Consider the following 14193-nt stretch of genomic DNA (forward strand, 5'->3'; position numbering starts at 1 on the left):
ATTAATTCCGGATAAAAGTTGCAAATTTAGCAGCAGCGTCCTGGTGTGCTTTCGGCACTAAAGTCATGGCCACCATATCATCTGAAGGTTGCACTGCATCAGCTTGATAACCTAATTGCTGATTAAAACGTAAGGCTGCACTATTACTGCTTTTCACCTGCGCCTTCAACAGCTTGATGCCAAGCTGTTCAAAAGCATACTGGTTCAGCGCTAAGGCTGCAAAAAATGCCAGTATAGTACCGCGGTACTTGGCTTCACCTAAATAAAAGCCTGTTTCGATAGCCTCACATTCTGCCACAGCCAAAGCTGTAGGGCTTTTTAAATTACAGGCGCCCACCTTCTGGTTTTTATAATAAATCACAAACTGCATCTGGCGTCGGTCAGACGATATACGCTCGAACCAGCTTTGTTGCCGCTCTGGGCTAATTTCACTCTGATCCAGCATTTGGCTGCTGACTTCCGGGCTATTGCGCCAGATCAGCACTTGTGTCAAATCATCCTGCTGCAAAGGTTTAAGCTGCACATTAAAGGCGGCGATTTCATCGGTGTGCCACATTGTTAAGCGAACTTCTGGCATTACACCAAATCCCAGCTCATAGCGGTGCCACGGGCCACGTCTTTAGTCACTGTTTTGCCCAACAGCATCGACAGATATTTAGGAGGCAAGCCTAAACCAGGCCGGATGGCGCGTAAGTTTTCAGTGGTTAGCTTATCGCCGGCTTTTAAATCGGCGGCAATATACAAAGAGCGGCGGTGTTTGCGTGAGGCAATTTCTTTTTCGGTGCAACCATAATTGACCTGACCTAAAGCCACTTTAGCTTTGGCCGTTTCTTCCACCAATTGCTTCAGCTCGTTTGGCTCTAATGAGAACTCAGCATCGACGCCACCTTCGCTTCTGTCGAGCACAAAGTGTTTTTCAATCACAGTAGCGCCTAAAGCGACAGCAGCAACAGAGACACCAATACCTGTAGTGTGATCAGATAAACCGGCCTGGCACTGAAACAGCTGAGCTAAATGTGGAATGGTCAGCAAATTGGCATCCACAGGGCGGGCAGGGTAGTTGCTGGTGCATTTAAGTAAAATTAAGTCTTTACAGCCGTTTGCTCTAAGCACTTCCACCGATTCAGCCAGTTCAGACTGACTGGCCATGCCGGTTGACATAATGACTGGCTTACCGGTTTTCGCCACTGCTGCCAGCAGCGGATGGTCGATGTTTTCAAAGGAGGCGATTTTATAACAAGGCACATCCAGCGATTCTAAAAAATCCACTGCGGTTAAATCAAAAGGGGTGCTAAAGGCCAGCATGCCATGGCTTTTGGCCCGTTCAAAGATAGCCTGATGCCAGTCCCAGGGGGTGTAGGCAATCTGATACAGCTTATACAAAGTAGTGCCATGCCAAAGACTGTTTTTATCTTCGATATAAAACTCGCCTGTGTCTATATCCAGCGTCATGGTGTCCGCTGTATAAGTTTGTAATTTAACGGCCTGAGCACCAGCTGCAGCTGCTGCGTCTATCATCGCCAGCGCTTTATCCAGCGACTGATCATGATTGCCTGATAGCTCAGCAATAATCAAAGGTGGATGAGAAGGACCGACTCTATGCTGGCCTAACTGAATATCCTGAAAAGGTGCTTTGCTCATCTGTGTTTTCCTGTACTACTGGGGCCTTAATGCTGGCCCTGAAATTCTGTGTTTAGTCGCTCTACAATAGCAGCACAACCGCCGCCTTGCGGCACCAGTTGTCTGGCTTTGTCTGACATTTGTTGCAACTGCTCCGGATGATCCAGCAGCTGTTGCACAGCACTCGTTAATTGAGCTTTTGTTAAATCCTGCCCTTGCCCAAGATAACCACAGACACCTGCTTCAACCAAAGATAAAGTGCTGGCGACCTGATTTTCCGCCAAAGTCACTACTAAAGCTGGTAATGCCAAAGCACAGCGCTCCCAATGGGTGGAACCTCCGGCTCCTATCATTAAGCTGGCTTTACTCATTAATTCTGCCATATGGGGGGTCTGAATAAACAAGGCAAAACGAGCATCTTCAGCACAGAGCTTTTCAAGCTCAGTTTTGTGTGGATTGGCAAGTCCTATCACTATATCGGCATGAAAGTCAGTTTTCTGAAGCTGCTGTAAGGCTTTAATAGTCATACTGGTTAAATTCAGCTCGTCTGTGCCACCGTAAAAGACTAAAAATCGCAGCTTATTTGTATCTACTGCACGCTGAAACTTAGCAAATTCCGGCCGCAGCAATACATAAGAGGGGCCTAACCAGAGTTGAGCCTCTTTATTGACCAAATTGTCGTAGCGACTGTACATTTGAGGATAAAGGTTTTGGTCCAGCAAATAATCGCACTGGTGCGCTCTGTTGGCCAAATCATCAATCACCAAAAGTTTTCGATAAAAGCCTGTCATGGCCTGTTCAAAGGTTTTGGACAATCCATAGTGATCGATCACCAGTAGATCAACAAGCGCTTGCAGTTGCTCTTTAAGCTCCGCGGCATCCTGCTGTTCTGTTACACCCAACCAGGCGGCATAACCGCTAGCTTTAGTGTCTGGTGGCTGTTGCAGTGTGATGACGTCAAAACTCTGATCCTGTAACCATTGAATTAAATGCCCGGGATGTGCCCGACAGGCAAACTGCACTTGCCAGTTCGATTGCTGCAAGGCTTTAGCCAAAGTCAGGCAACGCATTAGATGGCCTGAACCTATCACTGCGGATGCGTCGACCCGAAATAGCGCTTTTTTGCTGACTGTCATGCTTGCCTTAAAAGCAATTGATGTAGCAGCTCAGCGCGAAGCCAGTCGTCTGCTGTGTCTATGTCCTGCACTAAATGCTGTGGCAGTTCATACAAATAAGAGCTTGGCGAAAACACTGGTTTTGCGTCCAGCCAGCTTTGAGTGCGACCACAATAAAACTGACCTGCATCGTGAAAAGTTTCTGGCAAATCTTGTGAGCGTTTAGGAATAGAAGCAGGGTCAACTGCCTGGACTCTGCCTTGTTCAGTGCGGTACAAAGCGCGCTGAATGGGAAAACTAAAACGACAGCCAGAGAATACATAATCCAAAGCCGCATCCTGCTGTAATTGCAACATGGCGTCTTTTAACATCACAGGTTGAAGCAAAGGTGCTGTGGCATAAATACATGCCACTAACCCGGGCTTTAGCTGTTGCTGTAATGCAAAGCTTATCGCATGGCGAACTACAGCTGAGGTGCCAGTGTGATCGTCTGATAATTCTGCAGGGCGGATAAAAGGCACTTTAGCGCCAAAACTTGTTGCTACAGCGGCAATTTCAGCATCGTCGGTCGATACCCAGACTTCATCAAAAGCACCTGATAACAAAGCGGCTTCAATAGACCAGCCAATCATAGCTTTGCCATTAAAGTCTTTAATGTTTTTACGCGGAATACGTTTACTGCCGCCGCGTGCCGGAATAATGGCTAATCGCATCCTTTACTCCTTGCATGCGTCCTTTATTGCCAAATTTAACGCTAAAGCAACTTGTTGCTGCTGCTCTGCAGTTAAATCGGCGTATAGAGGTAAGCTGATAATCCTACTGTAAAAGGCTTCAGCTTGCGGGAAATCGCCCCACTGAAAACCCAGCTGTTGATAATAAGGCTGGGTATGGATAGGAATATAATGCACATTGACGCCAATCCCAGCGCTGCGCAATGCTTCAAATACAGCTAAACGGCGGTTTTCGTCATGTAATTTAATAATATACAGGTGCCAGGCGGATTGTCCTGCCGGGCATTCTTCTGGCAAATCCAGCGGTAAGTTTTGCAATAAGCTGCGGTAACGGGCAACGGCTTCCAGGCGCTTTGCGACAAAAGCATCCAGTTTTTTCAACTGACTTAAACCCAAGGCGGCTTGAAGGTCGGTCATACGGTAATTCAGCCCTAATTCAACCTGCTGATAATACCAGGGGCCGTGACTGACTTCGGTCATATCGTCCGGATTGCGGGTAATGCCATGGCTTCGCAATAGTTGCATACGGGCTGCCAGTGTTAAATCCTTGGTCAGCGCCACACCGCCTTCAGCAGTAGTGATAATTTTTACCGGATGAAAGCTAAAAACAGTGATATCGCTGAATTGGCAACTGCCTATTTTTTGCTGTTGCCCATCTTTTTGCTGTAAATAAGAGCCACCAACAGAGTGGGAAGCGTCTTCAATAATGCGAATACCATAAGGCTGACATAAAGTAGCTATTTGTTGCATAGCGCAACTGTGTCCCGCCAGATGCACAGGAATAAGGACTTTAGGTAAGGTATTGTTAGTTGCTGCCTGTTGTAATTTTGCAGCTAAAGCTTTGACCGACATCAGGCCTGTGTCAGGTTCCACATCAACAAAATCAACCTGAGCCCCACAATACAAAGCACAGTTGGCAGACGCGACAAAACTGATAGGGCTGGTCCAGACTCTGTCACCTGCTTTCACATCTAATGCCAGACAAGCAATATGCAAAGCGGAGGTGGCGCTATTGACTGCTACCGCATAAGGCACATTGCAATAACTGGCGAGCGCCTGTTCAAAGGCTTGCACAGCAGGACCCTGGGTCAGAAAGTCTGATTTGAGCGTATCCACAACAGCCTGAATATCCTCATCGCTTATCGACTGTCTGCCATAAGGGATCATAACATCGCGTCTCTGTTGAAACTTTCCAGCTCTTCAAGAGTTAAAAAGTGCGGGTTTTTATCCGACACATACTCAAATCCTGGCGCTACCAATTTACCTTGTTCTTTTAACGCATTGACGGTGAAGTCATTACCGCGATTATAAAACTGGATAGAGGGTGCAATCACATAATGATCGTTGTATTCATAGGTGTTGTACGACATATCACCAGGACACATCATTTCATGTAATTTTTCACCTGGGCGGATACCGACTTCTTTGATAGGTAAATCCGGCGCTATAGATTTGGCTAAATCAACAATACGAATAGATGGAATTTTTGGTACAAAAATTTCACCGCCCAGCATACGTTCGAAATTCTTTAATACAAAATCGACACCTTGCTGCAGGCTGATCCAAAAGCGGGTCATCTCCAGATGAGTGACGGGCATATGGTCAGTGCCTTTTTGTTTTAACTGCTCAAAAAATGGTACTACGGAGCCACGGGAACCAACCACATTGCCATAACGCACCACGGAGAAACGCGGTTTGCTGCCACCAGAAATATTATTAGCTGCAACAAAAAGCTTGTCTGATGCGAGTTTAGTGGCGCCGTATAAGTTGATAGGGTTGGCCGCTTTATCGGTCGATAGTGCTATCACTTTTTCGACATGGTTTTCAATAGCTGCATTAATTACATGCTCGGCGCCATTGATATTGGTTTTAATGCATTCCATTGGGTTGTATTCGGCAGCTGGAACTTGCTTCAGCGCTGCGGCATGAATGACATAATCCACACCACGCATGGCACGAATTAAGCGTTCCTGATCCCGCACATCACCAATAAAATAACGCATGCAGGGGGCGTTAAACTTCTGCTGCATTTCGTATTGTTTTAATTCATCTCTGGAATAGATGATAATTTTATTGGGTTTGTACCGCTCAAGCAGAGTTTGGGTGTACTTATGGCCAAAAGAGCCAGTACCACCTGTAATAAAGATATTTTTGCCGTCAAACATAAGCGCCCCTGATGTGTCATAAAACTGACAGTCATATTGGATCTGTACCCACTGTAACAAACCTTAGCATAATTTATTCCACTATTAAAAAATCCTTTTTAAATAGGTGCTTAGCTAAGGATCTTCTATTTATAGCTTTGTTGTCTAAAAAAAGCACAGTTTAAAGCTTGGGCACTCTGATGATTTTGAGGTAGACTGCATTTATAGCCAATCCGTATCGGAATAGCCTGAGGTAGTAGTATGAAAATCGGTAACTCTTTAGCCAATGAAAACCAGTTGAAATTCAATTCCAATGAATCTGAAAATCTGCTGAAAAAATTAGCCACAGCGCGTCGTATCAATAGTGCTGCTGATGATGCTGCCGGATTACAAATTGCCAACCGCTTAACTCAAAGCGCTAACGCTTCTGCTCAGGGTACACAAAATGTGTACGATGGCATCTCTTTAGCCACTGTGGCCGATCAAGGTTTGCAGGGTGTGACAGATAATCTGAATGAAATGAGTCGGTTAGCTGTGCAGGCTGGTAGCGGTATTTTAACTGCTTCAGACCGTCAGGCTTTGCAAAAACAAGCTGATGCATACTCCGCCAGTATTCAGGACCAGATTAAAAATACTGAATTTGCTGGGATTAAATTATTTGATCAGGACGGCTCTATTCCTGTAGGCACAGGCAATGGCAGCATTGGTATCAAAACTCAGGACTTATCGACCCGCTTAACGGATTCAGGTGCTTTTAGCATCGACTTATCTTCTGCTGAAAGTGCTGAAGCTTCGCTGAAATCCATTCAGAGTTCTTCACAAGTGGTGGATAACAACAGAACTGATTTAGGCGCTACCATCAACGCTTTACAGTCTACAGCCCGTAATCTGCAAACTCAGAATGTGAACGAACAAGAAGCTATTAGCCGTATTCAGGACCTGGATTATGCCAAGGCTGTGACAGAACAAGTAGCGGCCGGAATTCGCGAACAAGCGTCCTTGTCTGTGGTCAGTCAGGGTCGAGTCTCTGAACAACAAGCCTTAAAGCTGTTAGCTTAATTTTTAAACCTGTTTTCATCCCATAAAACGCTATTTTTTTGACACCAGTGTCAAAAAAATAGCGTTTTACCTTGCAACCTCAGACAAGCTTTGTAGAATGATAAAAAAGCAATAAAAGTCTGAGTCTTATGACCACCAAGCTCTACATTCTGGATCAGCAGGAACAACGAACCTCTCGTTTAGGCGCAGTGCTGAGTTTTATCTCAGAAGCTCATCAACTGCTGAATTACCATGAACTGGACCAGCATTTACATGCGGGTTCTCAGGCTGTCATTTTATTAGGGGCTTTATCCAGTCAGGATCATGAACAGCTGATCCGCCGATATCCTGCTTGTGCCTTTTTGTTACTTGGTGAAACTCTGAAGCACCATTTGGGCTTGGCTAATGTGGTCGGCCTGCTGACAGAACCTTTTTCTTACGCTTCCTTCACTCAGTTGCTGCGTGATTGCCAGGAGTACCAGCGTTTATTGCCTGGTCAGAAAGGTCAGTGTGAACAATCCCGTTTTATTGGTATGGTCGGACAAACTCAGGCCATGCAACAAGTACGGTTCTTAATTCAGCAAGTCGCGAAAACTGATGCCAATGTGCTGATCCTTGGTGATTCGGGCACTGGTAAAGAAGTGGTCGCCCGTAATATTCACGTCTTATCAAACCGTCATCAGGGACCTTTTGTGCCGCTAAACTGTGGTGCTATTCCGGCAGAATTGTTAGAGAGTGAACTGTTTGGCCATGAAAAAGGGGCTTTTACCGGCGCAATTTCTACCCGCAAAGGTCGTTTTGAACTGGCGCAAGGGGGAACGCTGTTTCTGGATGAAATTGGCGATATGCCTTTGCCTATGCAAGTAAAGCTCTTAAGGGTACTGCAAGAGCGGGTTTATGAGCGGGTAGGGGGCAGTCAGCCTATTCGTGCTGACGTACGTATTATCGCCGCTACCCACAGAGCGCTGGAGCAAATGATTGAAGAAGGGCGCTTCCGTGAAGATTTATTTTATCGCCTGAACGTCTTTCCTATTGAAACCCCGGCGCTGCGTGACAGAGCTGATGATTTACCTTTGTTAGTGCAGGAGCTGGTTGTTCGCACAGAGCAACAAGGTCATGCCAAAGTAAAATTTACCGAAAGGGCGCTGGAGAGTTTAAAACTGCATCCATGGCCTGGTAATGTGCGTGAACTGGCGAATCTGGTTGAACGTATGGCTATTATGTTCCCCAATCAGGTGGTAGATGTCGCTGAACTACCTCAAAAATACCGTCATCTGGAAGTAGATACTTATGTACCGGTTTATCCGGATGCCTTACTGGAGCGGGATGCCATTAACGAATTGTTCCAAAGCAGTGATGATGAAGAGGATTCTGACGACGAGCAGATCTTCCCGGCAGCAGGCAGTATTGAAGTTTTACCAGAGCAGGGCATGGATTTAAAAGAGTTTTTAGCCGAGCTGGAAATTTCTTTGATTACCCAGGCACTGGAGCGGCACGAGTATGTGGTGGCAAGAGCGGCCGATATTCTTTGTTTGCGCCGAACTACGCTGGTTGAGAAGATGCGTAAATACAATTTAATGCGGGATGAAACTCAGACTTAACTGCCTTGCTGTCAAAAAAATGACCTTCTAACTTATTGATTTTATTTTGTTTAGATGATTTTTTAATTGTGGCACGCCTTGTGCATTTGAATCGCTAGTGTCAATTCATTTGCAGAGACGTTATGAGTACAGCCAAAGCTTATGCTTATGTTGCGGCGGAAGTGCAGCCAGATGTGCAGCTACAAACCGCTACACCTGCAGCAACTGCCATTCATACGGCCCGTCAGGCCCGTCGTCTGCAGCATTTAGTCAACAACCTTCCGACAGCAGTGATAGTGCTGGATGAACGGGGTTATGTGGCTGAAGCCAATCCTGTTGCTATTTCCATGTTGGGTGAACCTTTAGTCGGTCAACGCTGGCTGGATGTGATAGCCCGTTCATTCCGTCCCCGCAGTGATGATGGTATGGAAGTATCTTTACTGGATGGTCGCAGAGTGAAACTGGCCATCAGTTCGTTAGAACCTGAAGCCGGTCAGTTGATAGTTTTAACCGACTTGACGGAAACCCGTCAGTTACAAAGTCGTTTGGCCCATCTGCAGCGTTTATCCACCCTTGGCAAAATGATGGCATCCCTCGCGCATCAAATTCGTACGCCTTTATCTTCTGCTTTGTTGTATGCGCAGAACTTAACCAGCCCTAAACTGAATCCAGACTCGCGCGAGCAGTTTCAGCACAAACTGGTGGCCCGTCTGGTGGATTTAGAACAGCAAGTTAATGACATGCTGTTATTTGCCCGTGCAGGCCGTGAGCAACAGGTTGAACCTTTATCCTTGCAGCGCCTATTGTGTGATGTGTTTGCCGGAGTAGAGGCTTTGGTTGAACAGCAGCAAAGCCAGATCCATATTCAACTACCAGAGCCTGATGTGCAAATTTTGGGTAATCCGCGCAGTTTGGCCGGAGCTATTCAGAATTTAGTGCAAAACAGCATGCAAATTATTGGGCAGGGAGCAGTGCTGAAGCTCGAAGCCCGTTTAGATACTGTGAATCCGCAGCTGGTAATGATTGCGGTCGAAGACAATGGTCCTGGTGTACCAGAGCATTTACAACAGCAAATTTTTGAACCCTTTTTCACGACCCGCAGTCAGGGCACTGGCCTTGGTTTAGCTGTGGTGCAGGCTGTTGCTCACTCCCACAATGGCTCTATCCGTTATAGCACTTCAGCCTTGGGGGGCGCTCGTTTTGAATTATTATTTCCCGTCTATGTGCCTGTCACTGCAGGTCAGGAGTTAAGTTATGCAAACAACTAGTATTTTGGTCGTTGAAGATGATGCCGGCTTACGCGAAGCATTGTGTGACACGCTGAGTCTGGCGAATTATCAGGTGGTGCCAGCCCAAAGTGCTGAGCAAGGCTTGCAGCTGTTAAAAGAGCATAAAATCTCTTTGCTGATCAGTGATGTGCAAATGGGCACTATGTCAGGTTTAGATTTACTCAAAACCGTGAAGCTGAATTACCCTTCTTTACCTGTGTTGATGATGACGGCGTACGCCAACGTTAATGACGCTGTGGTTGCTATTCGTAACGGTGCTGCGGATTATCTGGCGAAACCATTTTCACCTGAAGTACTGATCAATATGGTCAGCCGTTATGCTTTGGGGGCTGAAGTCGCGACTATTGAACCTGTAGTGCATTCCGAGCAGGGCAAACAACTGGTGAAACTGGCAGCGAAAGTCGCCCGTTCTGATGCCAATGTGCTGGTGCTGGGCCCAAGTGGGTCAGGTAAAGAAGTACTGGCACGTTATATCCATCAACAAAGCGGCCGTCCTGACGGTCCTTTTGTCGCTATTAACTGCGCCGCCATTCCGGAAAATATGCTGGAAGCCACTTTGTTTGGTTACGAAAAGGGAGCCTTTACCGGCGCTATTCAGGCTTGTCCAGGCAAGTTCGAGCAAGCTCAGCAAGGCACTATTTTACTGGATGAAATCAGTGAAATGGATTTAAACCTGCAGGCGAAGTTATTGCGGGTGTTGCAGGAGCGTGAAGTCGAACGTTTAGGCGCGCGCAAAACCATTAAACTGGATGTGCGGGTGATCGCCACCAGCAACAGAGATTTAAAGCAGGCTGTGGCTGAGGGCAAATTCCGTGAAGACTTGTACTATCGTCTGAACGTGTTTCCATTGACGTGGACAGCCTTGGCAGAACGTCCGGCTGATATAGTGCCGCTGGCTATGCATTTATTAGAACGGCATTGTCGCAGCACAGGTATGCCGCAACCTCTGTTAAGTTATGCAGCTCAGCACAAACTGATGCAGCACTACTGGCCGGGTAATGTGCGCGAATTAGATAACATAGTGCAGCGTGCGCTGATCATTTGTGACGGCGAGCAAATTAATGCGGCCGATATTCTGCTGGAGTCCGCACCCAATATGATGGATAGCATGCCTGATGCACCTATAGGTCAGGCGGGCGAGCTGGATGTCAGTGTCTTTAAATCTGAAATCTATGAGCAGGAACACCGTATCATTCTGGAAACTATGCGAGCCTGTGCCAATAGCCGCAAAGAAGTGGCTGAACGCCTGGGTATTAGCGCCAGAACTTTAAGATATAAATTAGCCCGGATGCGTGAGTCCGGCATACAGTTACCTGCCTGAACCCTAGGGTCAGAGCCAAGGCTCTGGCCCTTTTTTTACTTCCTTTCAGTTAGAGTTTCAGCCCTTGTATAACCTTCTTTGTTTGATTTTAAGTGACTGTTTTAAATGCAAATTATGAATTTGAAACCTGGGTCAGACAATAATAGGGTCAGAGCCAAGGCTCTGACCCTACATACTGGCACGATACCTGCTTTACCTCTATTAATCGTAGTAATAGCAATATTTTGACAGGTCACAGCAGATGAACATTCAAGGTCAAGGTCACAGTCTTTATCAGGAACTTCAATCCCTCGCTTCGCAAGCCCGAAGTGTGCCTTCTGAATTGGCCATTCCGGCTATCCCTGAGCAAAATTCCAGTCAATCTGATTTTTCCGCCATGCTCAAAGGTGCTTTGGACAAGGTTAATGGTTTGCAGGGTGAAAGCCGTGAACTCAGCACTGCTGTTGAAATGGGCGACCCTAAAGTATCACTGGCGCAGGCCATGCTGGCGGGGCAGAAAGCTTCTTTAGCTTTTGAAGCCACAGTACAGGTGCGAACCAAGCTGGTTGAAGCTTATAAAGAAATTATGTCGATGCCGGTCTAAGGCGGGGGAATAAAACGTGGCAGAAAGTACCTCAACTGAGCTGGCAATATCGTCAGATGATTTTGGCAGCAACACACCGGTGCAACAGGAGCAGAAATCTGGCTTCCTGGGATCTATGGGTGGTGGCATGGATATGGTGCGACAGATCAGTCTGATCGTCGCTTTAACTATTTGTATTGCATTAGCTGTACTGATTATTTTGTGGGCGCGTGAGCCTGATATGCGACCTTTAGGCACCTTTGAAACCAAAGAGCTGATTGAAACTCTGGATTATCTGGATAGCCAGAAAGTCGATTACAAACTCGAAGGTCAGGTGGTGATGGTATCTGGTAAAGAGTACCAGAATATCAAACTGCAACTGGCCCGCGCTGGTTTGCAACAAGAACAAACGACAGGCGATGAAATACTGATGCAAGACAGCGGTTTTGGTGTCAGTCAGCGTCTGGAGATGGAAAGGTTGAAACACAGCCGCGAGCAACAACTTGCCCGCACTATTGAACAATTCCAAAGTATCGCTTCAGCCCGGGTGTTGCTGGCTATTCCTAAAGAGAATATTTTTGCCCGTCGTGAAAAGCAGCCTTCAGCCACAGTGATGGTGTCTGTGAAAGGCGGTAAAAGTTTAAAAGAAGGTGAAGTCGATTCCATCGTTGATTTGGTGGCTTCCGCGGTGCAAGGCCTTGAACCTAGCCGTGTCACAGTGACGGATCAAAATGGCCGTTTACTGAATAGCGGTTCACAGGATGCTTCCTCTGCCCGTAGTCGTAAAGAATACGAAATGGAACGTGCCCGTGAAGAAGAATATCGTCAGAAAATTGACTCCATTTTAATTCCTGTACTGGGAGTAGATAACTACACAGCTCAGGTCGATTTACTGATGGATTTTACTGCTGTTGAGCAAACGCAAAAACGCTTTAATCCTGATTTGCCCGCAGTGCGCAGTGAAATGAGCATTGAAGAAAACAGCGTGGGCGGTGGTTTAGGTGGCATTCCTGGTGCTTTAACTAACCAGCCACCACTAAACAGTGCTATTCCCGAACAAGCAGTGGGTGCTGATGCCAGCAAACCTGTAGTGCCTGGTCGTAATACCAAAGAAATGACCCGAAACTATGAGCTGGATACCACTATCAGTCATTCGACCCAGCAGTCTGGATTAATTCGCCGCATCAGCGTCTCTGTTGCTGTGGATTATTTACCTGGTGCTACAGCGGCAGATGGCACAGTGACCGAACCACAAATCCGTTCTCAGGCCGAAATTGCAAATATCCGTCGTTTATTGCAAGGCGGCATTGGTTTTGATGTGCAACGGGGCGATACTATAGAAGTAGTGTCCGTACCTTTTGCCCGCAGTATTATGGCTGAAGCAATAGAACCACCTATTTACGAGCAAGAATGGTTTGCCCGTATGCTGAAGCTGGTGATGGGTACGCTGATTATCATAGTGCTGATAGTGGCAGTGGTTCGCCCTATGCTGAAGAAACTGATTTACCCGGAAGATACGCAGGAAGCTTATGATGAATCTTCATTAAGCAGTGGTCTGGATCTGGGCGATGAAACCATGGATATGTTAACCCGTGAGTTTGATTCGAAGTCTGTTGGTTTCGCTGCAGATGGTACTTTGATGCTGCCAGACTTGCATGGTGATGAAGATCTGTTAAAAGCGGTTCGTGCCCTGGTGGCAAATGAGCCTGAATTGTCCTCACTGGTCGTTAAAAATTGGTTAGCCGAAGATGAGTAATGTTGAAACCACCAAGCCGAGCTTTGACGTAGGCAAATTAGATGGCGTGGAGAAAGCCGCCATCCTGTTGCTGAGTTTGTCAGAAGAGGACGCTGCACAGATTTTAAAACACCTTGAGCCAAAACAAGTGCAAAAGGTCGGTATGGCGATGGCACAGATTGACGATCTGAATCAGGCTAAAATTTCTGCTGTGCATAAGCTCTTTATCGAGCAAATTCAGAACTTCAGTACCATCGGCTTCCAGAGCGAAGACTTTATCCGCCGGGCCTTAACTGCTGCATTGGGCGAAGAAAAAGCGTCGAACCTTATCGACCAGATTATTCTGGGTGGTGGTGCCAAAGGTTTGGATTCACTGAAATGGATGGACTCGAAGCAGGTGGCGAATATCATCCGCAACGAACACCCACAGATCCAGACTATTGTATTGTCTTATTTAGAGCCGGAGCAGTCGGCCGAAATTCTGTCGCAGTTCCCGGAAAAAGTGCGCCTGGACTTAACCATGCGTATCGCCAACCTGGAAGAAGTACAACCGGCGGCGTTACAAGAATTAAACGAAATTATGGAGAAACAGTTTGCTGGTCAGGCTGGTGCCCAAGCCGCGAAAATGGGCGGCTTAAAAGCAGCTGCCGATATCATGAACTACCTCGATACCAATGTTGAAGGTCAGTTGATGGATGCTATTCGCGAACACGACGAAGAAATGGCGCAACAAATTCAGGACCTGATGTTTGTCTTTGAAAACTTACTGGATGTGGACGACAGGGCAATTCAGACTATTCTGCGTGAAGTGCAGCAGGATGCCTTGATGAAAGCATTAAAAGGCGCGGATGCAGACTTAAAAGAGAAGATCCTGAAAAATATGTCCAAACGTGCTGCCGAACTGTTGAACGACGATTTGGAAGCCATGGGACCAGTTCGTGTCAGTGAAGTTGAAGCTGCACAAAAAGATATCTTGTCGGTGGCCCGTCGTTTGGCCGATGCCGGTGAAATAATGTTGGGTGGCGGTGGTGGTGAAGACTTCCTGTAACAGGATGCCG

Annotated in this window: 13 protein-coding genes; 7 read left to right on the forward strand and 6 right to left on the reverse strand. The window is 46.8% G+C overall.

Translation table 11 applies throughout. The features are described 5' to 3' along the window. Position 1: 1 nt before the first annotated feature. Genes LSG34_RS09385 through pseB form a run of 6 tightly spaced genes read right to left on the reverse strand, consistent with a single transcriptional unit; the run spans position 2 to position 5631 of the window. Positions 2 to 577, reverse strand: a complete 576-nt coding sequence (locus tag LSG34_RS09385; protein WP_233008782.1) for a GNAT family N-acetyltransferase — start codon at positions 575 to 577, stop codon at positions 2 to 4. Next, positions 577 to 1641, reverse strand: a complete 1065-nt coding sequence (gene pseI, locus LSG34_RS09390) for a pseudaminic acid synthase (RefSeq protein ID WP_233008784.1) — start codon at positions 1639 to 1641, stop codon at positions 577 to 579. Before pseI ends, LSG34_RS09385 begins: the two co-directional genes overlap by 1 nt. Before the next feature lie 26 nt (positions 1642 to 1667). Then, positions 1668 to 2756 carry a UDP-2,4-diacetamido-2,4,6-trideoxy-beta-L-altropyranose hydrolase gene (pseG, locus tag LSG34_RS09395; protein ID WP_233008786.1) on the reverse strand — a complete coding sequence of 363 codons (1089 nt, stop codon included), beginning with the start codon at positions 2754 to 2756 and terminating at the stop codon, positions 1668 to 1670. Continuing rightward, the gene (gene pseF / locus LSG34_RS09400; RefSeq protein ID WP_233008788.1) at positions 2753 to 3448 is read right to left on the reverse strand and encodes a pseudaminic acid cytidylyltransferase; all 696 of its coding nucleotides are present in this window, start codon (positions 3446 to 3448) and stop codon (positions 2753 to 2755) included. The genes pseG and pseF overlap by 4 nt, the downstream gene beginning before the upstream one ends. 3 nt (positions 3449 to 3451) lie before the next feature. Continuing rightward, positions 3452 to 4633, reverse strand: a complete 1182-nt coding sequence (gene pseC / locus LSG34_RS09405; protein ID WP_233008790.1) for a UDP-4-amino-4,6-dideoxy-N-acetyl-beta-L-altrosamine transaminase — start codon at positions 4631 to 4633, stop codon at positions 3452 to 3454. Further along, positions 4630 to 5631, reverse strand: a complete 1002-nt coding sequence (pseB, locus tag LSG34_RS09410) for a UDP-N-acetylglucosamine 4,6-dehydratase (inverting) (RefSeq protein ID WP_233008792.1) — start codon at positions 5629 to 5631, stop codon at positions 4630 to 4632. The genes pseC and pseB overlap by 4 nt, the downstream gene beginning before the upstream one ends. Before the next feature lie 240 nt (positions 5632 to 5871). On the opposite strand from pseB, the gene LSG34_RS09415 reads away from it, so the two are divergent. The 7 genes from LSG34_RS09415 to fliG all read left to right on the forward strand — a co-directional run bounded on the left by LSG34_RS09415 (position 5872) and on the right by fliG (position 14183). Then, positions 5872 to 6669 (forward strand): flagellin, encoded by a 798-nt coding sequence (locus tag LSG34_RS09415; protein WP_233008793.1) that lies wholly within the window; start codon positions 5872 to 5874, stop codon positions 6667 to 6669. A gap of 128 nt (positions 6670 to 6797) precedes the next feature. Further along, on the forward strand, positions 6798 to 8249 hold the full coding sequence (locus tag LSG34_RS09420) for a sigma-54 dependent transcriptional regulator (RefSeq protein ID WP_233008795.1): 1452 nt from the start codon (positions 6798 to 6800) through the stop codon (positions 8247 to 8249). Positions 8250 to 8371: 122 nt separating this feature from the next. Continuing rightward, on the forward strand, positions 8372 to 9496 hold the full coding sequence (locus tag LSG34_RS09425; RefSeq protein ID WP_233008797.1) for a sensor histidine kinase: 1125 nt from the start codon (positions 8372 to 8374) through the stop codon (positions 9494 to 9496). Continuing rightward, complete coding sequence (locus LSG34_RS09430; RefSeq protein WP_233008798.1) at positions 9483 to 10838, forward strand: sigma-54-dependent transcriptional regulator; 1356 nt, start codon at positions 9483 to 9485, stop codon at positions 10836 to 10838. Before LSG34_RS09425 ends, LSG34_RS09430 begins: the two co-directional genes overlap by 14 nt. A gap of 241 nt (positions 10839 to 11079) precedes the next feature. Beyond that, the gene (gene fliE, locus LSG34_RS09435; protein ID WP_233008800.1) at positions 11080 to 11421 is read left to right on the forward strand and encodes a flagellar hook-basal body complex protein FliE; all 342 of its coding nucleotides are present in this window, start codon (positions 11080 to 11082) and stop codon (positions 11419 to 11421) included. A gap of 16 nt (positions 11422 to 11437) precedes the next feature. Further along, positions 11438 to 13156 (forward strand): flagellar basal-body MS-ring/collar protein FliF, encoded by a 1719-nt coding sequence (gene fliF, locus LSG34_RS09440; RefSeq protein ID WP_233008802.1) that lies wholly within the window; start codon positions 11438 to 11440, stop codon positions 13154 to 13156. Then, positions 13149 to 14183 carry a flagellar motor switch protein FliG gene (gene fliG / locus LSG34_RS09445; RefSeq protein WP_233008804.1) on the forward strand — a complete coding sequence of 345 codons (1035 nt, stop codon included), beginning with the start codon at positions 13149 to 13151 and terminating at the stop codon, positions 14181 to 14183. Before fliF ends, fliG begins: the two co-directional genes overlap by 8 nt. Positions 14184 to 14193: the final 10 nt, after the last annotated feature.

Source organism: Rheinheimera faecalis (genome assembly GCF_021290965.1).
Taxonomy (GTDB): domain Bacteria; phylum Pseudomonadota; class Gammaproteobacteria; order Enterobacterales; family Alteromonadaceae; genus Pararheinheimera; species Pararheinheimera faecalis.